This window comes from Gemmatimonadota bacterium (assembly GCA_009692115.1).
Classification (GTDB): domain Bacteria; phylum Gemmatimonadota; class Gemmatimonadetes; order Gemmatimonadales; family GWC2-71-9; genus SHZU01.
In genome coordinates this window covers 124,905-145,433 of sequence record SHZU01000001.1, presented here as the reverse complement: position 1 = coordinate 145,433, position 20,529 = coordinate 124,905, and the positions used below count along the sequence as shown (strand labels likewise).

Sequence of the window (20,529 nt, the reverse complement as noted above, 5' to 3'; positions counted from 1 at the left end):
ACTCGGATGGATGGGAGGTCGACCCTTCAGGCCGACCCTCCCGCGAAGGTACCAATGATACTCGGATACATGTTACTGCTTCTGCAGCAACCGGCCCAGGCCGTCGCCGGCCGGTGCTCTGTACCCCATTTCGTGAGGCAGTTTGGGCTAGCATGTGAAACCTAACACGCAGGACAGGGTAGGTTTCACATGCTAGCCCAAACTAGCCTCACGAAATGGGGTACAGAGCACGACCCTCAATCAAGATCACGCTCGAAGAATGGCGGGAAGCCGAGGCCCTCTACCGGATGACGCCCGATCAGATCGCCGCGTGGTGGCGTTGGTTCTGTCGGCGGCCCGAGGAGGGCGGGGGGCTGCCCCAACGGACCGGATCGATCAGACGATCGCGTTAGGCCACCGGGATGCCGACCGTCACGCCGCTCAGTTTACCGCTTGGCTCGGGAGAGGAACCGCGGGCACCACCGCCGATCGTCCGACCTGAGCCACAATCGAGCCGGCGAGGATCAATCCGCCGCCGGCCCACTGCCCGAGCGAGAGCCGTTCCCCGACGCTGATGAAGCTGACGGCGGCCGCTACCAGCGGCTCGAGCGCGAAGAGGAGAGCGGCTTCGGTCGGCCGGATGGCCCGTTGGCCGGCCAATTGGCCGACGAACGTTGCGACGCCCGCCAGAGCCAGAAATGGGATCAGGGTGACGGTGGTGGTGTTGAGGTCGATCCGGGGATCTTCGAACCCCGCGGAGAGGACCCCGGCCGTCAACGAAATCACCACGAATTGCACCGCCATGAGCCGCATCGGCTCGTGGCGGTTCGCGACCGCACCGACCAGCACCACGTACAGCGCGGCGCAGGCGGCGCTCCCGATCATGGCGAGGTCGCCGGCTCCAAACCCGAGGCCCGTCCCATTGGCGGCCGGCCGGGTCAGCCACCATCCGCCTAACGTGGCAAGGCCGATCGCGGCGAGATCCCGGCCGGTGGGCCACCGCCAGTGGAACGCGAGCATCAGCACGGGGACCAACGGGGTTTGGAAGCTGAAGAGAAATGCCGCCCGGCCCGGATCGATCGCGGCGAGGCCCACCACGAACAGGGCCAGTTGGACCGCGAACAGGGTGCCCAACGCCACGCCGGTCCGCCAGTCCCGCCGGTCCACGTGGCGATAGACCGGCGCGAGCAGCAGGGCGGAGCCGGCGAACCGAACCGCCATGAACGCGAGCGGGGTGGCTGAGCCGAGAACCATTTTGTTCAATGAAAATGAGGCGCCCCAAATGAAGGTGCACCCCAAGAGCACCCAGATTGCCCGGCGGTGGGTCATTCCGGGCCGCCGGCCAGGAGCGGTTTGAGATACCGTCCGGTGTGCGACGCGGCGGCGGCCGCGATCGACTCGGGCGGGCCCTGGGCCACCACCCGGCCCCCGCCATCGCCGGCCTCGGGGCCCAAGTCGATGACCCAATCGGCTCGCTTGACCACATCGAGGTGGTGCTCGATGACCATGACCGTATGCCCGGCGTCCACCAGGCGGTCGAGGACGGAGATCAGCTGCCGAACGTCCTCCAGGTGGAGGCCGGTGGTCGGTTCGTCGAGGAGGTAGAGTTTTCGGCCGCCCCGCTTGCCGGCCTGAATCAACTCCCGGGCAATTTTGAGCCGCTGCGCTTCGCCGCCGGAGAGGGTCGTGGCCGGTTGACCGAGTTGCAGGTAGCCAAGCCCGACCTGCTGGAGGTGCCACAAGGCGGCGCCGAGCCGGGGTTGGTGGTGGAACCGGCTGATCGCCTCGTCGACGGTCCATTGGAGCACGTCGTGGATCGAATGGCCCCGGACCCTGACATCAAGGACGTCCCGTTTGAATCGGGTGCCACCGCAGGCGTCGCACGGTACGTAGACGTCGGCTAAAAACACCATCTCGACCATGACCTGTCCGGCGCCGTCGCAATGTTCGCACCGGCCGCTGCCGGTGTTGAACGAGAACGTGGCCGGGGTATATCGCCGGGTCCGGGAGAGGGGCTGCTCGGCGTAGAGTTCCCGGATGTCGTCGAACCCCTTGATATAGGTCACCGGGTTGGACCGGGGACTCCGGCCGATCGGCGACTGGTCGATCAGCACCACGTCTTCGAGCCACTCGTGTCCGGTCATCGATTCGACCGTGCCGATGACCTCGCCCATGTGGGCCTTGATCGAGGACTCGCCGACCACCTTGGCTTCCAGTTGACGGTAGATCACGTCATGCACCAGGGTACTCTTGCCGGAGCCGGAGACCCCGGTCACCGCCACCAGAGTGCCCAAGGGAACGTCGACATCGACGCTTTGAAGGTTGTGGAGCCGGGCGCCCCGGAATTTGAGCCAGCGGGGTCCGGCGGGACGGCGGGCACTCGGTACGCCGATCCGTTTGGTGCCCTCGAGATATTGGCCGGTCAGGGTCTTCCCGGCCGCGGCCACCGGGCCTGCATGCACGAGGAATCCGCCGCGTTCGCCTGAGCCCGGACCCAGCTCGACCATGAAATCGGCCCGACGAATCGCTTCGAGATCGTGCTCGACGACGAGGACGGTATTGCCGGCGTCTCGGAGCCGGACCAAGAGGTCGAGCAGGCGGTCGGTGTCGCGGGGGTGGAGGCCGATCGACGGTTCGTCGAGGACGTAGAGGGAATCGACGAGCCGGGCACCGAGGGCGTTGGCCAAGGCGATTCGCTGGGCTTCGCCGCCCGAGAGGGTCCGGGTCTGCCGCTCCATGGTGAGGTAGCCGAGCCCGACCTCGACCAAGTAGTCGACCCGGGCGGTCAACTCGGTCAGGATGTCAGTCGCGATGGCGCGTTCGGTTGGGCTCCAGGGCAAGCCCCGGAGCCAGAGGGAGAGGTCGGCCAACGGGAGCGTGGCGACGTCGGCGATGGTTCGCCCGCCGACCTTGACCGCGAGGGCATGCTCGTTGAGCCGAGTGCCGCCGCAGCCCGGGCAGATTTTGGCCAGCTGATATTGGCGGAGGAAGACCCTGATGTACTGCTTGTATCGCTTCTCTTCGAGCGAGGTCAGAAACGGAAAGATCCCGGTGAATTTGCCGAGCTTGCCGTAGAGCAACTCGCGCTTGACGGTGGCCTTCAGGCTTTGCCACGGCGCCGTCGGGTCGGCGCCGAGTTTTCGGGCCGCGTCGAGGAGGGTCCGGCGCCGGCCTTCGTACCGCGGCTTGGTCCACGGGTCGATGGCACCGTCTTCGAGCGAGCGGCTGGGATCGGGCACGACCAGGGACTCGTCGTACTCGAGGACTGCGCCGAAGCCTTTGCAGCCGCCGCAGGCCCCGCGGGGATTGTTGAAGCTGAAGAGGGCCGGTGAGAGGGGCAGGGCGGGGGTGTCGCAGGTGCTGCAGGCCGGATGCTCGGTGAACCGAAGCCGCCCCCCTTCCCAGAGAATGACGGCAATGCCATCGCCCTCAGCCATGGCTTGGCCGATCGCCTCGGGGAGCCGGGCTTGGGCGGTGGCCGCGTTGCCGAGCCGATCGGCGACCACCAGGAGTTCGGCGGCCCGCCCGAGGTCGAGGGTCGGCTTCAGATCATCGAGGTGGAGGGCGACGCCGTCGCTGATGAGACGGAGATACCCCATAGCTCGGAGGTTCTCGACAATGGCCTCGTGCGAGAGCCGGGCCGAGGGGGGAAGCGGAAACGCCACCTGGATCGGAACCGGTCCGAGGGCCCGAACCTGGTCGGCCGCAGTGGTGGGGGTGTCGCGGACTACCCGGGCGCCGCATTTGCGACAGTACTGGATGCCCAATCGAGCCCAGAGTAACCGGAGGTAGTCGTAGACTTCGGTGGCCGTGCCGACGGTTGACCGGCCCGACACGGTTGGGTTCCGTTGCTCGATGGCCACCGCCGGAGCGATGCCTTCGATCCGGTCGACCAGCGGCTTCGGCATCCGTTCCAGGAATTGCTTCGCGTAGGTCGAGAGGGACTCGATGTACCGCCGTTGCCCCTCGGCGTAGATGGTATCGAACGCCAAGGAACTCTTCCCCGATCCCGATGGTCCGGTCACCACGATCAGGTGCCGGTGCGGCAGCTCGACCGTAATGCCCTTCAGGTTGTGCTGGCGAGCGTTGACGACTCGGAGAAAGGCGTTGGGCACCGGGGGAATATAATTGCTCGGCCGTTGGCACCCGAGATTAGATTCCAGCTGCCTATGGCCAAGCTGCTGACCCCCCAAATCCTGCTCCGCGGCCTCGAGCTGTTCCTGCTCATGTCGCTGGTGAGCTTTGGCGCCGTGCTGGTGTACAGCGACAGCTCAACCGGGTTCCTCGAGGCGATTCCGGATCTTCGCTTTGGGTGGCTGGCGTTGGGTCTGGGACTCGCGTCGATGGACTGGATTGGCGGCGGCCTCCGGAACTATGTGTTGGCCAGGAACGTGATGGCCGATCCGCCGCTCAAGGGTATGGTGTTGGCTGGGGGCATGGGCGCGTGGGCCGCGTACCTGACACCGGTCCAGTCGGGGGCTGCCCCGATGATGATCTACACGATGAAGCGGTACGGGGTGCCGGTTCCCCTTGGGTTCACCATCACCTTCATGAGTTTCATCGCCACGGTGGCGTTCTTTGCGATTGCGGGGCCGATCGCGATTGCGTTCGGGGCCGGGAAGTCACTCGGGAACCATGGGGTGGCGCTCGGGATTTCGCTCTACGACTTGTTCATCGGCAGCCTGGTCATTTTTTGTGCTCTTGGCGTGGTGTTTCTGGTGGTGATCCTCTTTCCGAAATTCGTCCGGGATCTGGTTCATCGCCTGGCGATGGGCCTGGGGAAGAAGAGTGAGCGGGTGGCGGCCCGGCTCGAGGGGCTCCGGCGCGGCATCGATCAGGCGCATGAATCGGTGGCGCGCTTCAATTCGCCCCGGGGGTGGGCGGCGCTGGCGGTGGCGACCGTCCTGTCCGGCCCTTCGCACGCCAACAAGCTCCTGGCGGGGTACGTGGCGCTTCGGGCCCTCGGAATCGAAGCCCAGTTCGTCGATGTTCTGTTGCTCCAGACCTTCATCACCTTCGTGCTCTACTTCTTTGCTCCGACCCCGGGCGGATCTGGCATCGGTGAGCTGATTTCCACCGCCGTCATGTCGATCTATGTACCCCGAGAAATCGCGCCGCTTTACATTCTCATTTGGCGGTTGGTGATCAGCGGGTACACGGTGGTCTTCGGTTCCCTGGTGTTCTATCGGTGGGTCAGGCGGGGCCTCACGGGCATCGAGGAGGAGCCGTCAGCCGCGTGACCGAGCTCGACAGCGACGATCTGCCGACCGATCCGGTCGACCGCCGCCTCCTCGCCAGACTCCTCGAATACCTCAAGCCCCACTGGCGACTGGTCGCCGCCTCGGCGGTGCTGATTGCGATCCATGCCGGCCTGGCGGTGGTTGGCCCGGCCCTGACCCAGCGGGCACTCGACCGAGCGATTCCCGCTCGGGATGGCGACCTCTTGCTCCGGTACGCCGCGATCTTTCTGGCGGCGTTGCTCCTGACGTTCGTCGTGGATTACGCCCAATCCATGCTCACGACCCGAATCGGGCAGCGGGTCATGGCGGACCTCCGGATCTCGATTTTCGACCGTTTGACGCGGCTGTCCGTCGGGTACTTCGACCGGAACCCGGTAGGTCGTTTAATGACCCGGGTCACGTCCGACGTCGAAACGTTGAACGAGCTGTTTTCCTCGGGGGTGGTCAGCGTCTTCGGCGACCTGCTGACCCTCGCGGCGATTACCACGATGATGCTGGCCACGGATTGGCGGTTGGCGCTGGTTGCCTTTCTGGTCATGCCCATGATGTGGTTGGTCGCGGCAGGATTTCGGCGCCGGATTCGGGACGCGTTTCGGGACATCCGGGGCCGGGTGGCCAAACTCAATAGCTATTTGCAAGAACACCTGGCGGGGGTGCAAGTCGTTCAGCTCTTTGGACGCGAGCGCGCCGCCGCGGCCGAGTTCACCGAGGTGAACCAGGCCTACCTCACTGCGAACCAGCGATCGATCGCGATCTATGCGGTGTTCTTTCCGTTGGTCGAGCTGGTCGCGGCGGTGGCCCTGGCGTTGATCTTGGCCCGGGGGGCTCCCTGGGTTCTCGACGGGTCGCTCACGGTTGGGGTGTTGGCGGCCTTCGTTCAGCTGACCCGGCGGTTCTTCCAGCCGCTCCAAGACCTCTCGGAGAAGGTCAACTTGGTGCAGAGTGCGATGGCCAGTTCCGAGCGGGTCTTCCGCTTGCTGGATACGCCGGTGGCCGTCCTCGACCCGACCGACCCGGTGCCGTTGCCGGTGCCGACTCGCGGGGAGATCGCCTTCGAAAACGTCTGGTTCCGCTACTCGGAGTCGGGGCCGTGGGTGCTCCAGGATGTGTCGTTCCGGGTGCCGGCCGGCTCGACCCTGGCCGTGGTCGGCCATACCGGGGCGGGCAAGACCACGCTGGTCAGCTTGCTGCTGCGGTTCTACGACCCGTCGCAAGGCCGCATTACCCTCGACGGGATCGATATCCGATCGGTGGGCGTCGCGGATTTGCGGCGCCAATTCGGCTTCGTCCAGCAGGACCTGTTCCTGTTTGCTGGCGACGTGTTCCGCAACCTGGCCCTCGACCCCGAGGTGACCGAGGCCAGGGTTCGGGCGGCCGCGGCCCGGGTGGGGATCGACGGGTTTATCGGGCGACTGCCTGGGGGATACCACCATGTCCTGGCGGAGCGGGGCAAGAACCTGTCTGTCGGGGAGCGGCAATTGCTGAGTTTTGCCCGAGCGATGGCCCGGGATCCCCGGATCCTCCTGCTCGACGAAGCCACCAGTTCGATCGACTCCGAGCTGGAGGCCCGGATTCAGCGCGGGGTGGATGAACTGATGCGGGGCCGGACCGCGGTTGTCATTGCCCACCGGTTGAGCACGATCCTTCATGCCGACGAGATCGTGGTGATGCACCACGGCCGGGTGGTGGAGCGGGGGCGGCATGAGACCCTGGTCCGGCGCGACGGTGTCTATCAGCGACTCTCCCGGCTTCAGGCCGGAACTCATCTGGCCTGAACGACTTGACAGATCGGCTGCCAGGGTTAAAAGATCGGGGACTTTGGTTTCTTGCTAACCCGCCGACCACGGCCTACGTTTTGGCGCCACTGGGTTTGAAAAAGGGACCCCCCGGCGGACGCAACAGCAGTATGGCGGTGGCCGGGTGGTGAGCCTCAACGACGGGCGGGAGTATCTCGTGTCGGTCGTTCCATTCGGGTTCGGGCGGGATGCCGAGGTGGAAGTGGTTGTCGCATCGCCGGATGCTTCCCGGCGGCATGCGGAAATCGTGGTTCGTCCCGACGGCAGTGTGCTGGTTGATCGCTCGGCCAATGGAACCTATGTGAACGGCAGCCGGATCGATGGCCGCCGCCCATTGAAAGCGCTGGATGTGATCCGAATTGGAGCTGAAGAGTTCCGGTACTATTCCATGGTCAATGAACCGGCTGGGCGCCCCGTCCCACCGGTGGGGGCCGCAGCCCGCTTGAGCGACACCCTGGTTGGGGTGCCGCGGGTTCGTCCGTTGGCCACGCTCCGGATCAAGAACGGGGTGGGCAAGGGCGATCGCAAGCTGGTCGTCGCGGCCGTCACCCATCTCGGTCGCGGGGCCGCGAGCCAGATTCGGTTCTCCGACCAGAGTGTGAGTGCCGAGCACGCGGTGTTGCAATTACGGGAGGGGGTTTGGACCCTGACGGATCTTGGCTCGACCCACGGGTCCGCAGTCGATGACGAGCCGGTGACCGAGGAGACGCCGCTCTCGCCGGGGGCCACCATCCGGCTGGGCGAGGTCGTCATCTCGTTCGAACCCAATGACGAGCGGGCCGACTTCGTCCTCCGTGCCCCCGCGGTGCCGGCGCCCGTCGCCGTGGCGCCCGGTCCCCGGGCCGGCCTCATGGCGGTGGCGATCGCCCTCCTCCTGGCGGCCCTGGTCGCCTTGGTCCTGTTCGTCTAGCCATGCTGATCACCTGCGCGGGAGACACTCACGTCGGCGTTGTCAGGAGCGGCAACGAAGACAATTTCATGATCGATCTCAAAAGCGGCACCTTCATCGTCGCGGACGGGATGGGGGGCCACGCGGCCGGCGAAGTCGCCAGCAAAATGGCCGTTGAGATCATCGCCAAGGAATTGGGTTCGCTCCCCGGACTGCCGGACGCGGCCGCCTTCGAGCGGGTCCGGCATTCGATCCGGGCCGCCAATCAGGCGATTTTTGAACGGACCATTGCTGAGGCCGACAAGCGCGGGATGGGCACGACGACCACGGTGCTGGTGCTCGAGGCCAATCGCTATTTGATCGGGCAGGTTGGGGACAGCCGGGCCTATCTGTTTCGGAAGGGACAGTTTCTTCAGATCACCAAAGATCACAGCTACGTCCAGGAGCAAGTCGACGCCGGTCTGCTGACCGCCGATCAGGCCCGCACTCATCCCTATAGCAATGTGATTACCCGCTGTGTTGGGGCCAACGAGGACGTGGTCCCGGATGTGTACTTCGGCACCCTTGAGCAGGGCGACGTGCTGCTGGTGGCCTCGGACGGCCTGACCGGGATGCTGGAAGACGACCAACTGGGCAAGATCATTCAGACCGATTCGACCCCGGAACTCGTGGTGGGCCGGATGATCGCCGAAGCCAACCGACATGGCGGTCTCGACAACATCACCGCCATCGTGGTGCGGATCGACGAAGTGTAGGACTCCCCCGATCCGCCCTCAGATCAGGGCGCGTCCCCTCGCCAGCCGTTCTTCCACTTCACCGGCCGACAGCAGTGCCAGCCGGCCGAGCCGTTCCGTACTCCCAGTCAGCGGCTCGGCCGTGAAGACCCGGAGGTGGCGGGCACTGCGGTAGAGTTCCCCGGCGATGCGGGGGAGCCCCAGCTGGCCGGCTCGGCCCTCGCCGGTCAAACGCTCGGCCTGCCCCTCGCGAGTGGCCAGCAGGATGTCGACGCCCAGCATGTTGGGCCGGGCCGGGTAGTCGAGCAGCAGGCTTGCCGGTTCGAGGCCGAGTTCGCGGGCCACGGCGTCTTCGACCCGTTCGAGCAGGTCAGGGTCGTCGCCGATCCAGGCCCCCGCGCCATCGGGGACGTCGCTGGCCGGAAGATCGAGCGCCCGTTTATAGAGTCGGCGTTCGTGGACCGCCCGGGCCAGGCCGGTCGGGTCGGTCGCAAAGAGCCGTTCCATCAGAGCGCCGTCGGTTTCTTCAGCCAACTCGTCACGGCTGAGCCCGCCCCCCGCCACTGCCGCGCGGACGGCCCGCTTGAACATGCACGTCGCGGCGCGAACCGCATGGTGCCAATAGACGTTCCGATACATCTGATATTTGGCGAAGAGCAAGGTCTCGAGGGCGCTCATGCCTTTTTCGAGAATCCCGACCTCGAGTCGGCCATGAGGGGCGGCAATGATCGTGAGCCCTGAAAGCAACCGGTCGACGTCGAGGGCGCCGTACGGAACGCCGCAGGCCCGGGCATCCCGGCTCAGGTAATCGATCTTGTCGAGGTCGAGGGTTCCGGAGACGAGGCCTTGAAGCGGTCCCGGGTTCGTTCCCCGGACCAACGAGCCGATTTCACCGACCAGCTCCGGTCCGCCCAGGGCATTGAGTGCCTGTCCGAGCTGGCCCCGGCCCAGCTTGGCGACGCCCAGTGACTCGTGGTGGAGAAACCCGGCCTCTTCGAGGCCATGGGAAAACGGGTAGTGCCCGATGTCGTGGACCAGGGCCGCGAGGCGCACCGCGTGCTGATGGAGGACCGGCACCCGTTCGAGTTCGCCCCGCTGCTGCAACACCGTCAGGGCCCGCCCGGTCAGGTGGTAGGCTCCCAAGGCATGCTCGAATCGCGAATGGGTTGCCCCTGGATAGACGAGAAAGGCGTGCCCCAGCTGGCGGACGTACCGCAAACGCTGCAGCGGCGGCGTGTCGAGAACCGACAGCGCCGCCGGATCGAGTTGGATGTTGTCCCACAACGGATCCCGGATGATCTCGAACCCGCTCATTGGGGTGATCCTTGGCCCTACCGAGGGCCCGCCTTGACGACCGTTTCCTGGACCTGGCTCGCGAACGCTCTGAAATTCTCCCTGAACATCGCGGCCAACTTGGCGGCTTGGGTGTCGTACGCCGCGCCGTCCTTCCAGGTGCCCCGGGGGTCGAGGACCTCGGAAGGAACCCCGGCGACCGCCGCCGGAACCTCGAAGCCGAAGACCGGGTCGGTCCGGAAGGTCCCGCGGTCAAGCACGCCGGAGAGCGCGGCCGTCACCATGGCGCGGGTATGGGCCAACTTCATTCGCGACCCGGCGCCATACGCGCCACCCGTCCACCCGGTGTTGACCAACCAGACCTTGGCCCCATGGGTCGCGATCTTCTCGCCGAGCATTTTGGCATAGACGCCCGGGTGGAGCGGCAGGAACGGGGCACCGAAGCACGAGGAGAAGGTTGCCGAGGGTTCGGTAACCCCCCGCTCAGTTCCCGCCACCTTCGCGGTGTAGCCCGAGAGGAAGTGGAACATGGCCTGTTCGGCCGTCAGCCGGGCAATCGGGGGCATCACCCCGAAGGCATCGGCCGTGAGGAACACGATGTTCTTCGGATGGCCGCCGGTGCCGCTCGATTCGAAATTGGGGATGACGTGGATCGGGTAGCTGGCCCGGGTGTTCTCGGTAATCTTGTCGGAGTCGAAGTCCACGGCTCGGGTCTGGTCATCGAGGGTGACGTTCTCGAGGACCGTTCCAAAGGTATGGCTCGCGTTCCAGATCTCCGGCTCGCCTTGTTTTGACAGCTTGATGACCTTGGCGTAACACCCGCCCTCGAAATTGAAGACGCCATGATCGCTCCACCCGTGCTCGTCATCGCCGATCAGCTTCCGGGTCGGGTCGGCGGACAGGGTGGTCTTTCCGGTGCCCGAGAGCCCGAAGAAGATCGCCGCGTCGCCGGTCGGACCGATGTTGGCCGAGCAGTGCATCGGCAGCACCTGCTGCTGGGGCAGGAGATAGTTGAGGGCTGTGAAGATCGACTTCTTCATCTCGCCGGCGTAGTGGGTGCCGCCGATGAGAATGACCCGCTTGGCGAAGTTGAGCACGATGAACGTGCCGGTCCGGGTGCCGTGCCGGGCCGGGTCGGCCTGGAACTCGGGGGCGTGGTAGACCACGAACGAGGGCGCGAACGAACCGAGGACCGCCCGATCGGGCCGGATGAACATGTTCCGGACGAACATCGCCTGCCACGCGTTCGGGGTGATGAATCGGACCGGTAGGCGATAGCTCTCGTCGGCTCCGCCAAAGAGGTCCTGGGTAAACACCTCGGTCAGGCCACTGAGATGGGTCTGCACGTCGTGCAACAGTCGGTCGAACTTGTCGGGGGCCAGGCGCTCGTTCTTCTCCCACCAGATCTGTCCGGTACTCGACGGCTCATCCACGACGAATTTGTCCTTGGGGGAGCGACCGGTATGGGGGGAGGTGACGACCGCGAGAGCGCCGTGGTCGGTCAAGCGGCTTTCCCCGCGCCGGGCGGAGTGTTCGTACAAAGCAGGGGTGCCGAGATTGGCCCAAACGGTCGTGGTGGTGACGCCGTGGGCAGCGAGGCTCGTGGGTTTGCTCATAATCCTAGGGTCGGGGCCCCAGTGGCGGTCACCGGGCCCGTGAACGGGATCGCTCGGACCAAAACGTCCCAGCCAACGGCTGCAAGGGGGAAAGATCGGCACCTCCCGCATTTCGGACAAGCCAAGCTAGTGGTCGGAGTGGAGGGGCCGGCTGCCGGGGCCCTCAAGGTGTCGTGGTTCCGATCCGACACCCGCGCCCCACCAGCCCAAAAACCAGCCGAGGCCAGGCCTTGTAATGCCTTCTACTGCAACCGCTTGCTGGTATAGTTGAGGGCAGGAAATCCTTGGTCTGGATCGTGCCATAAGGACCTCGAGATGCAGACACGCGTGCCCCTCCTTGGAACCCCCAACGCTCGCTCTGACGGCCTCGAACGGAGCCTGATGCGGGCTGGGTTCGTGCTCAGCGAAGCGGTTGACCTCGCGGCCCGACCGGGCGATGTCGGCTCGCCCGATTTCGCGATCGTCTCGATCGGCCGGGTGGACGCCGAGTCGGACCGGCTCCTGATGCCGATGACGAACGAGGCATGGCGGAATGTGCCGACGATAGTCCTGCTCCCGGCGGGCTCCTCAGGCGCCGCCGGGAGTGCCTTGGCCCAAGGGGCGGTCGACGCCATGGTGGCGCCGATTTACCTCCCGGAACTGACCGCTCGGGTGGCGGCCCGGCTCCGGGGGTTCGGGACGGATTTCGGGCCACAGCGTCGGACAACAGGCAGGCCCAACTCTTGGCGGTGTTTCAAGACGTGGCCCTCGCCCCGCGCCCGGAGGAAATGCTGCAGATCTTGGTCCGGGATGTTGCCCGTTCGCTCGACGCGGCGCATTGCGCCGTGGTCTTTTCGGTCGACGAGCATCGGGGTCGGTTGATTGCCGTGGCCGAGCGCCCCGAGGTCCGCAACCTCGAAATCGGGCTGGCCGACTATCCGGAAGCGCTCCATGCCGCGAGCACCGGCCGCACCGCGTTCATTCCGGACGTCAGGCACCATCCGCTGTTTGCGGGGCGGACCGGGCCGGCGGCCGGTCACCCGGGTCAGCCCACGAGCGCCGTTGCCGTCCCGATCGTTTTTCAGGGCAAGGGTCTGGGGTTCTTGATCCTCCGCACCGCCCTGCCGCGTCCGAATCTCACGGCGGACGAAGTGGCTTTTGTCGAGACCCTGGTGGTCACCACGGTCCGGCTCTTGGAGCACGAAGACCGCCGGGCCACGCTCTACCGGCGACAAGCGAGCGCCGGCGTAACCGATTCACTGACCGGCTGTGGCGGGCTCGACGCCCTCGACCGGCGGATCCGGGAGGAGATGCACCGCGCCGACCGGTACGGGCGCCGGTTCAGTGTGATGCTGCTCGACGTAGACGGACTCCGGTTTGTGAACCAGCGCCTTGGCGTCGAGGCCGGGGACCGGGTGCTCGGCGAGTTGGGCGGCGGGTTCCAGCGGGAACTCCGTTCGCCTGATTTCGTGGCTCGGTACGGCGGGGATGAATTTGTCTTGATCATGCCGGAAACCGGCGAGGAGGGCTGTTGGGACACCCTGGTTCGGCTCCGCCGGGCCATCGCCGCCCACAGCTTCGGCGAAGGGGACAGCGCCCCGGTCGGCGTCACCGCGGGATGGGTCGGCTATCCGGGCTCGGGGCTCTTGAGCCCCGAGGACGTGCTGGCTCGCGCGGAGGCGGACCTCGTGGCCCGAAAGCACCCCAGTCCTGAGGTGGCCGCCTAACGGCGGCGCCGGAGCCAGTCGGTCGGATCGAGGGCGATCTGGTTGTCGCCTCGAATTTCGAAATAGAGATGGGCCCCGTCGTCCGAGTTCTCCCCGCCAACCGACCCGATCCGCTGGCCTTTGGTGACGGCTGCGTTCACTTGGACGGCGGTGCTCGAGAGTTGCATGTAGAGGGAGAAGTATCCGCTCGGGTGCTCGACGATGACCGACAGGCCATAGGTTCCCAGCCGCTGGACCAGCACCACCCGCCCGGCCGACACGGCCGTGACCGGGGTGCCCGAGGTGGCGGCAACAGAGATCCCGTGGCGGGTAATCCGGCCGCCACTGGCCAAGGTATCGGGGCCGAAGTCGTGGATGATCCGGCCTTGCACCGGCCAGTCCAAGGTTCCGAGTTCGGCGGTGGACACCCCGAGTGACCGGGGGGTTGGTGTTGCGCCCGGGCTCGCGGGAGTCCGGCCCGGTGCGCTTCGGCGGTTTCGCTCCAGCGCCGCGAGCACGTCGATCAGATCGTCCTCGCTTTTTGCCAGGACCGAAAGCCGGCGGGCCGTGGTCTGGGTGTTCTGGCGAAGCCGCCGAATCTGGGCGGTTCGGTCCTTCGCCAGGGTCTTATAGCTCCAAAGCTCGGCTTCACGTTCGGCGCGGCGCCGATCGAGCTGCTCCTGGACGATGATCAATTCCTCGCGCTGCGATTGAATCCGATTGCGAAGCCGCTCGACATCGGTCAGCAGCGCGCGATCTTGCCGGCTCGAGAGGAACAGGTACTTGTAGCGAGACAGGAGGTCGGAAAAGGACTCCGCGGCCAGCAGCACTTGGAATGTGTAGAGCGCCCCCCGCTTGTAAATGTCGACCAGCCGGCGCTCCAGTACCGCCCGGCGGTCGGCCAGGTTGTCCTCGGTCAAGGTCAGCTGGACGCTGGTATTGTCGAGCTGACCCCCGAGGCCCCCGATCTGCCGTTCCAATTCGTTGACGATCCGATTGGCGGTTTCCCGCTGCCGCTCCAAATTGTCGAGCTCCCGGCCGGCATCACGGACCTGGCCCTGGAGCCGCTCTTGATTCTGGCGGAGCCGGTCCCGCTCGGCGCGGATCTGCTCCAACCGCTGCCGGCTCTTCTCGAGGTCCGCCGGTTGCTGTCCGGCCAACGAAGCGGGTCCGCTGACGGCCAGTAAGGCGACCGCAAGAGTGGCAAGGAGCCTGGGGCCGGCCACCCTAGACATTCCGGAGATGTCTCCCGACCGACAAGACGCTGCCCCCCAGCCCGATCGTCGTGCCGAACCCGACGATCATCAGCATCTGGAAGGCACCGAAAAAGACCAGAGTGGCCCCGGTGTCCGAGGCGGTGCGCTTGAACAGGGTGAAGGTGATCCAGCACATCAGGATGGCCAGGAGACCACCCGCCACGCCCTTGATGGCGCCCTCGATCAAGAACGGCCCCCGGATGTACCCGTTGGTCGCCCCCAGGAGCCGCATAATTGAAATTTCCTTGGCCCTTTGGAGCACGGTAATCCGGATCGTGACCCCGATGATTACGATCGCGACCGCGGCAAATGCCAAACCGATGACCGCCCCGACGGCGGTCGCCATGTTGCGGAGGCGGTCGAGCCGCTCGACCCAATCTCGACCGTACCGGACGTCCTCGACGAAAGGGAACCCCCGAAGCCGCTCCGCGACGGCTCGGGCGTGCTCGGCATCTCGGAATTCCGGCCGGAGCCGGACTTCTAATGACCCCGGTAGCGGATTCACTTGCAAATCGCGGTACGCCTCTTTGAACTCCACGAGTTCGCGGCGGGCCCGCGACAGCGCCTCGTCCGCGTTGACGAACCGGGTCTCGAGGACCTCGGGAAAGGCTGAAATGTCCTGGGCCGCCTGGCTGATCGTTTCGGTCGGGGTGCCCCGGAGTACGAACGCCACGACCTCCACCCGTTCGGCCAGGGTGGCCAGGGCTTTCCGGAAATTGATCGCCACCAGGGCAAAAAGGCCGATGGTGAACAGCGAAAAACCGATCGACGCGATCGAGAGCCCGGAGAGGAGCGGGGTTCGCTTAAAGGTCATGGCCGCTTCGCGAATCGGGGTGCGATGCTTCACCGGGTCGCTCCTTCCTCGTCGACGCCGCTATCGAACACGATCCGGCCGCCCCGCAACTCGATGGTGCGGTATCCGGTGCCGCGAACCAACTCCATGTTGTGCGTCGCCATTACCACGACCGTTCCTCCGGCGTTGATCTCCTGCAAGAGCTGAAAGACCCCCCGCGTCGCTCGTTCGTCCAAGTTCCCGGTCGGTTCATCGGCGATCAGGATGTGGGGATCGTTGATGAGGGCGCGGGCAACGGCCACTCGCTGCTGCTCCCCGCCGGACAACTCTTTGGGATAGGCCCGGGCCTTCGACGCCAAGCCAACCTGGGTCAGGGCCCGCATGACGCGGTTGGGAATCGTTTCCCGGCGGGCGCCGGTGACCTCGAGGGCGACGGCGACGTTCTCTTCGACCGTGTGAGACTCGAGGAGTCGAAAATCCTGGAAGACGATGCCGAGCCGGCGTCGGAGCCTGGGAACTTCGTGGGTCGTCAGCTTCGCGATCTGGTAGCCCGAAACGCGAACGTCCCCTTCGGTCGGCTTTTGCTCGGCTAGGACCAGCGAGAGGATCGAGGACTTCCCGGCGCCGGAATGACCGGTGAGAAAGACGAACTGGCCCTTCGGAACCTGGAACGAGACATCCTTCAGGCCGACGACGCCATTCGGGTACGTCTTTGAAACGTGGTTGAATCGAATCATAGTCCTTCAAGCGCCTGGCGCAGGTCGTCGACGATATCGGCGGTGTCCTCGATGCCGCAACTCAGCCGGACGAATCCGTCCGGAATCCCTTGTTCCGCCCGCTGCTCGGGCGTCAGCGAGGCGTGCGACGTGATCCGGGGCTCGGACACCAGGCTCTCCACGCCGGCAAGGCTTGGGGCGTGGGTGACGAGCCGAAGGCGGCGGAGAAACCGCTCGGCTCCACCGGCACCACCCCGAACGACGAGTCCGACCATGCCGCCGAATCCGTCGAGGACCCGGGTGGCAATGCCGTGATCCGGATGGGACGGGAGCCCGGGGTAGCGCACCTCCGCGATCTCTGGCTGGCCCTCGGCCCAGGTGGCCACCGCCATCCCGTTGGTGTTCTGCCGGGCCACCCGGAGCGAGAGCGTCTTCATGCCCCGGTCGAGCAGCCAAGCGGCGTGCGAGTCAATGCAGGGTCCCCAGAGGCGAGAGAGCCGGGTGACTTCATCGACCACCGACTGGGTGCCGGCAACGGCACCGGCCGTGACGTCGGAGTGTCCGTTGAGGGATTTGGTGGCGCTGGTGATGACCACATCCGCCCCGTGTTCCAGGGGACGAAAATTGATCGGTGACGCAAAGGTGCTGTCGACCAGCAGCGCAAACCCATACTCCTTGGCAATCGAAGCGACCGGGACCGGGTCGACCACCCGCATCACGGGATTGGTCGGCGATTCGAAGAAGATGGCCCGGGTCGTTTTCCGAATGGCCCGGCGCCAGGCCCGCGGCTGGGTCGGCTCGACGTACGTCACGGCAATCCCGAATCGGTCGAGCTCCTCGTCGAACAATCGCCGGGTCCCGCCATAAATCCACCGGCTGGCAATCAGGTGGTCGCCGGGACGGAGGACCGCCAAGTGGGCCATCGCGGTCGCCGCCATTCCGCTGGCGAGAAAGACGGCCGCTTCGGCCTTCTCGAGGATCGCGTACTTGGCGGCAACCGCGAGCTGGTTCGGGCTGTTGCCGTAGCGCTCGTACTTCACTTCGCGGTTGGCGCCGATCTCGTTCACGTACGTCGTACTCTGATAGACCGGTTGGACCACCGGTTCATCGGGGTGACGCCGTTCGAGCGGGCCATGCACGGCAATCGTGGAGCGACCGGGGCGCGGTGTCGTCATAGGAGCGGGAGGGGGCAAAAGGTTCCGGAGGCGGCCTGCACCACCCGGCGAAGCGCGAGCGATTGGAGGGCATCGGCCGCTCGCTCGATGGTCCAGCCGAGGGCATCGGCCACTCGGCCCGAGTCGCCAGCCCCGAGGGCCACGACCGCCTCGAAGGCCGCCAGTAAGTCCGGCGATTGCCACCCGATGATTCGGGGGGCCGCGGCTCCGGCCATCACGGCAATGATGGTCAGCCGATGGGTGACCAAGACATGGTCGATGGCCTCGACTTGGGCTTCCGAGACGTTCACGAGCACCACGAATCGAGGCCGCTCGACATCACTGTTGAGGAGGAGCTTGGCGACGATTTCGTCGGCGCAACTGAAGTCGAGCAAGCCGATCGCGCCGAAATCGAGCTGGGCGGTTGGATGAGGACTCGCCGCGATCTGCGCTTCGATCCGCTGCCGGACCGAGACTCCCGTCGGCCGGGTCACCAGATTGGAGTAGGGTGTGCTCACGACCTCCCGGAGCAGCAGCGCGAGATCGATCCGGTCTCTCATCGGGCCGAGGCCTCCTGAGCCGGGATGGTGATCTGCAATTGCGAGCCGGGGAAGAACGCGAGGTGCTCCGCGAGGGGCACGTCGTCATCCCACTCCGGGCGCACCGAGACCCGGGCCGTCCCGCTTCGGATCAAGATCTTCCCTTGCCAGCGGACGAGGTAGCGCTTGATCCCCGCCAAGCCCTGGCCCCGACCGGCATCCCGGAACCGACTCACCCCGTGGAGCAGCGCCGATTCGATGGCGGCCGCATCGCCCCAGCGGTCGCCGACCTTCTTGGCCTCGGAACTCTCGAGCGACCGGCGGAACCCCACGCCCGCATCGCTGACCGAGATGACCGCCACTTTGCGGCCCAGCCGCCGCTTCCAAAAGTAGGTTTGGACCGCCACCCATCCGCCGGTGCCGGCGTGCTCGACCACATTCTGGCAGGCCTCCGAGAGTGCCATGGCAAACCCCATGGTGGCTTTGGCCTCGAGCTTGAGCTCCGAGGTCAGGATTCGGGTGGCCCCTTCTTGGATTCGGCCCACGACCTCATGGACGTCGGAGGCGGCCCGAATGGCGGTGACCGGCACCAAGACGTCCGAGGGTGCTTCGCCCGGACGCTTCGGGACCTTGCCGACGAGGTCGAAATACTCGGCGGCGTGGTGGAAGAAGCCGATCCGGGTCCAGTAGCTCCGGGTTTCGTGGCTGTCGGGAACCGCCAGTCGCGGCGTCGGCGCATTGAGCTCCTTCATGGCCTGGCCGAGGGTCAGCAACGAGGTGAGCCCATAGGGGGAAGCCCACGTCGTGCCCCGGGCATCGATGAGTAGCCGCTCCGCGGGAGGGGGCCAACTCGGAAGCGCCTGCGCCAAGGCGTCGAGGCTTCGGTCGTCGAGACTGGCCGGCACCGGCACGACATGAATCATAGAGTGAGCAACGACCCTCGAAGATGATGGTTCAGTGCCGAAGCGCCTCGGAACGTCGCGTTCCGCCCGGCGGCCCGATTTCCAGCGTCGACACTCGCTTCGAGAGTTTCGCCCCGGAGCAGACCGGCAAAGACCGTGGCGCCGAACACGTCGCCGCATCCGGTGGGGTCGGTGGCGTCGACCGGGGCGGCGTCGATCCGCGCCGTGCGCACCGTACCGGCCCGCCCGTTCGATCGCTCGGACCGATCGGCCAGGCGGTCGAACCCGGGCGCCGCGACATAGGCGGCCCCGCGGGGACCTAACGTGACCAGTAGGGCCGACGCCCCCGCGCCCAAGACGGCGCTCGCGAGTCCGAGGGGGTCGGTGGACAGTTGCGCCATTTCGTCCTCGTTGACCTGGAGCAAATCGAAGCATCGAAACCAGTTCGGCGCATCGGGGAGCGGCTGAAGGCTTCGCAATCCGTCGCCTCCCATCCCGAGAAGCAAGCTGTGGAGGTCGGCATAGATCGGCCCGGCAAAACCGTCCCGCAAGGCCGAGGCCGTGCCCAGGCACATCTCGAACCCGGAGATGAAGTTGACGTAGACCGCGTCAAGATCCATGACCAAGGGCCCGAGTTCCGCCCAGGTCCACCCCGGAACACCGCCCGACATCCGTTCGCACCGTCGCTCCGCCGAATGATACCGAAGGACGACCCGGTTGTTGGGGGTCGGGACTTCGAGAAACCGGGCGGTCGGACTCCGGTGGCTAAGGGTCCGCAGAAACGCCTCCGCCGGACCGGCCAAGTCGCGTCCCACCTTGACCAAGGGGACGATGTCCCAGTCCTCGCTCAACGCGGCGTCAAACCCGGCCAAGGCGTAGGCAATCCCGCCCCACTCCTCGGCGACCGGAATGAGGGGGTCGCGGCCGTGGATCTCGTCCCAGACGAGCGACCCGAGCACGCCGAGCTTACGGGTGGGCATCGAGGAAGACCTTGGCCGCCCCCACGACCCCGGCCGTTCCCGGCAGGAGACCCGGCACGATCCGGCAGGCTTGCACCGCCGGCCGGAACGCCCGCCGCGCCACCTCGCGCCGCAACGGTGTGAACAGGCGGTCTCCGGCTTGGGTCACCCCACCGCAAATGACCACGACTTCGGGGTTCAAGATGTTGATCAGGTTCGCGACCCCGACCCCAAGATACTTGGCCGTGTCCTGGACGACTTCGAGGGCCAAGGGATCCCCGGTCGCGGCCGCCGCATAAACGGTCTCGGCACCGATCCGGGCCAGCACGCCGCCAACCAGCGACGGAATCGATGATTCTGCGCCGGCCTCGATCATCTCGAGGGCCCGCCGGGCAATCGCGGGTCCGGAGGCATAGGCTTCGAGGCAACCATCGTTCCCGCAGCCGCACCGCCGGCCGTTGGTCTCGATCGTGATATGGCCGATTTCCGCCGCGACGTCCGATGCCCCATGGAGGAGGCGGCCGTCGATGACGATCCCACCGCCGATGCCGGTGCCTAACGTGAACGTCACGGCGTGACGGGCGCCCTTCGCGGCCCCGACCCACCATTCGCCGGCCATGGCGCAGTTGGCGTCGTTGTCGAGCCAGGCCGGCAGGCCGAGGGCGGTGCCGATCCGGTCGCGGACCGGCATGTCGACCCAGCCGAGGTTCGGGGTCAGAATCACGATCCCGGTCGTGCGGTTGAGCGGCCCCGGCGATCCGATCCCGACGCCGTCGAACTCCGCGTTGGGATCGATCCGCCGGGTGTCTGCCATCGTGGCCCGGGCCATCGCGACGATCCGGTCGATGACGCTCTCGGCCCCGTGGGTGGCGCCGGTCGGTTCGGTCCGGAGCCCGACGACCCGGCCACCGTCCGCGACCACCGCCCCCACCACGAGGTTGGTGCCGCCAATGTCGACTCCCATGACGTATCGCATCG

The 20,529-nt window shown here is 66.2% G+C and carries 17 protein-coding genes; 5 read left to right on the top strand and 12 right to left on the bottom strand.

Translation table 11 applies throughout. From position 1 onward, the window contains the following. Positions 1-420: 420 nt before the first annotated feature. Together EXR94_00675 and uvrA are read right to left on the bottom strand one after the other, a co-directional pair. Positions 421-1,308 carry a hypothetical protein gene (locus EXR94_00675; GenBank protein MSR01243.1) on the bottom strand — a complete coding sequence of 296 codons (888 nt, stop codon included), beginning with the start codon at positions 1,306-1,308 and terminating at the stop codon, positions 421-423. Continuing rightward, complete coding sequence (uvrA, locus tag EXR94_00670) at positions 1,305-4,094, bottom strand: excinuclease ABC subunit A (GenBank protein ID MSR01242.1); 2,790 nt, start codon at positions 4,092-4,094, stop codon at positions 1,305-1,307. The genes EXR94_00675 and uvrA overlap by 4 nt, the downstream gene beginning before the upstream one ends. Positions 4,095-4,148: 54 nt before the next feature. Between uvrA and EXR94_00665 the strand changes: the two genes are divergently transcribed. The 4 genes from EXR94_00665 (at position 4,149) to EXR94_00650 (ending at position 8,659) form a co-directional block, all read left to right on the top strand. Continuing rightward, positions 4,149-5,219 (top strand): flippase-like domain-containing protein, encoded by a 1,071-nt coding sequence (locus EXR94_00665; GenBank protein MSR01241.1) that lies wholly within the window; start codon positions 4,149-4,151, stop codon positions 5,217-5,219. Next, positions 5,111-6,994, top strand: a complete 1,884-nt coding sequence (locus EXR94_00660) for an ABC transporter ATP-binding protein (GenBank protein ID MSR01240.1) — start codon at positions 5,111-5,113, stop codon at positions 6,992-6,994. The genes EXR94_00665 and EXR94_00660 overlap by 109 nt, the downstream gene beginning before the upstream one ends. 145 nt (positions 6,995-7,139) lie before the next feature. Beyond that, positions 7,140-7,925 carry an FHA domain-containing protein gene (locus EXR94_00655; GenBank protein ID MSR01239.1) on the top strand — a complete coding sequence of 262 codons (786 nt, stop codon included), beginning with the start codon at positions 7,140-7,142 and terminating at the stop codon, positions 7,923-7,925. A gap of 2 nt (positions 7,926-7,927) precedes the next feature. Then, positions 7,928-8,659 carry a Stp1/IreP family PP2C-type Ser/Thr phosphatase gene (locus tag EXR94_00650; protein MSR01238.1) on the top strand — a complete coding sequence of 244 codons (732 nt, stop codon included), beginning with the start codon at positions 7,928-7,930 and terminating at the stop codon, positions 8,657-8,659. Positions 8,660-8,677: 18 nt separating this feature from the next. Here EXR94_00650 and EXR94_00645 read toward each other — a convergent pair whose 3' ends face one another. Continuing rightward, the gene (locus tag EXR94_00645; protein ID MSR01237.1) at positions 8,678-9,952 is read right to left on the bottom strand and encodes an HD domain-containing protein; all 1,275 of its coding nucleotides are present in this window, start codon (positions 9,950-9,952) and stop codon (positions 8,678-8,680) included. A 17-nt stretch (positions 9,953-9,969) separates the two neighbouring features. Next, positions 9,970-11,547 (bottom strand): phosphoenolpyruvate carboxykinase, encoded by a 1,578-nt coding sequence (locus tag EXR94_00640; protein MSR01236.1) that lies wholly within the window; start codon positions 11,545-11,547, stop codon positions 9,970-9,972. Positions 11,548-12,071: 524 nt separating this feature from the next. Between EXR94_00640 and EXR94_00635 the strand changes: the two genes are divergently transcribed. Continuing rightward, on the top strand, positions 12,072-13,253 hold the full coding sequence (locus tag EXR94_00635; GenBank protein ID MSR01235.1) for a sensor domain-containing diguanylate cyclase: 1,182 nt from the start codon (positions 12,072-12,074) through the stop codon (positions 13,251-13,253). Here the strand turns inward: EXR94_00635 and EXR94_00630 are convergent. The 8 genes from EXR94_00630 to EXR94_00595 are packed head-to-tail and all read right to left on the bottom strand — an operon-like array spanning position 13,250 to position 20,527. After that, positions 13,250-14,467, bottom strand: coding sequence for a hypothetical protein (locus tag EXR94_00630; GenBank protein MSR01234.1), 1,218 nt, complete (start codon positions 14,465-14,467; stop codon positions 13,250-13,252). The two genes, EXR94_00635 and EXR94_00630, sit on opposite strands and share 4 nt — an antisense overlap. Then, entirely contained in the window at positions 14,460-15,335 is an 876-nt protein-coding gene (locus tag EXR94_00625) for an ABC transporter permease (GenBank protein MSR01233.1), read from the bottom strand. The genes EXR94_00630 and EXR94_00625 overlap by 8 nt, the downstream gene beginning before the upstream one ends. Next, positions 15,332-16,018: a cell division ATP-binding protein FtsE gene (gene ftsE / locus EXR94_00620; protein MSR01232.1), complete on the bottom strand. Its 687-nt coding sequence runs from the start codon at positions 16,016-16,018 to the stop codon at positions 15,332-15,334. The genes EXR94_00625 and ftsE overlap by 4 nt, the downstream gene beginning before the upstream one ends. After that, complete coding sequence (locus EXR94_00615) at positions 16,015-17,172, bottom strand: PLP-dependent transferase (protein MSR01231.1); 1,158 nt, start codon at positions 17,170-17,172, stop codon at positions 16,015-16,017. The genes ftsE and EXR94_00615 overlap by 4 nt, the downstream gene beginning before the upstream one ends. Further along, positions 17,169-17,711: a hypothetical protein gene (locus EXR94_00610; GenBank protein ID MSR01230.1), complete on the bottom strand. Its 543-nt coding sequence runs from the start codon at positions 17,709-17,711 to the stop codon at positions 17,169-17,171. Before EXR94_00610 ends, EXR94_00615 begins: the two co-directional genes overlap by 4 nt. Continuing rightward, a complete protein-coding gene (locus EXR94_00605; GenBank protein ID MSR01229.1) occupies positions 17,708-18,613 on the bottom strand; it encodes an ATP-binding protein in 906 nt (301 codons plus the stop codon). Before EXR94_00605 ends, EXR94_00610 begins: the two co-directional genes overlap by 4 nt. Continuing rightward, positions 18,610-19,572: a carbohydrate kinase family protein gene (locus tag EXR94_00600; GenBank protein MSR01228.1), complete on the bottom strand. Its 963-nt coding sequence runs from the start codon at positions 19,570-19,572 to the stop codon at positions 18,610-18,612. The genes EXR94_00605 and EXR94_00600 overlap by 4 nt, the downstream gene beginning before the upstream one ends. Beyond that, a complete protein-coding gene (locus tag EXR94_00595; GenBank protein ID MSR01227.1) occupies positions 19,559-20,527 on the bottom strand; it encodes an ROK family protein in 969 nt (322 codons plus the stop codon). The genes EXR94_00600 and EXR94_00595 overlap by 14 nt, the downstream gene beginning before the upstream one ends. Positions 20,528-20,529: the final 2 nt, after the last annotated feature.

Coding starts and splice junctions, on each gene's coding strand:
- EXR94_00650 (MSR01238.1), top strand. CDS start 7,928: ATGCTGATCACCTGCGCGGGAGACACTCACGTCGGCGTTGTCAGGAGC.
- EXR94_00610 (MSR01230.1), bottom strand. CDS start 17,711: ATGAGAGACCGGATCGATCTCGCGCTGCTGCTCCGGGAGGTCGTGAGC.
- EXR94_00630 (MSR01234.1), bottom strand. CDS start 14,467: ATGTCTAGGGTGGCCGGCCCCAGGCTCCTTGCCACTCTTGCGGTCGCC.
- EXR94_00600 (MSR01228.1), bottom strand. CDS start 19,572: ATGCCCACCCGTAAGCTCGGCGTGCTCGGGTCGCTCGTCTGGGACGAG.
- EXR94_00605 (MSR01229.1), bottom strand. CDS start 18,613: ATGATTCATGTCGTGCCGGTGCCGGCCAGTCTCGACGACCGAAGCCTC.
- EXR94_00665 (MSR01241.1), top strand. CDS start 4,149: ATGGCCAAGCTGCTGACCCCCCAAATCCTGCTCCGCGGCCTCGAGCTG.
- EXR94_00615 (MSR01231.1), bottom strand. CDS start 17,172: ATGACGACACCGCGCCCCGGTCGCTCCACGATTGCCGTGCATGGCCCG.
- EXR94_00645 (MSR01237.1), bottom strand. CDS start 9,952: ATGAGCGGGTTCGAGATCATCCGGGATCCGTTGTGGGACAACATCCAA.
- EXR94_00595 (MSR01227.1), bottom strand. CDS start 20,527: ATGCGATACGTCATGGGAGTCGACATTGGCGGCACCAACCTCGTGGTG.
- EXR94_00640 (MSR01236.1), bottom strand. CDS start 11,547: ATGAGCAAACCCACGAGCCTCGCTGCCCACGGCGTCACCACCACGACC.
- EXR94_00675 (MSR01243.1), bottom strand. CDS start 1,308: ATGACCCACCGCCGGGCAATCTGGGTGCTCTTGGGGTGCACCTTCATT.
- ftsE (MSR01232.1), bottom strand. CDS start 16,018: ATGATTCGATTCAACCACGTTTCAAAGACGTACCCGAATGGCGTCGTC.
- EXR94_00635 (MSR01235.1), top strand. CDS start 12,072: ATGGCGGAATGTGCCGACGATAGTCCTGCTCCCGGCGGGCTCCTCAGG.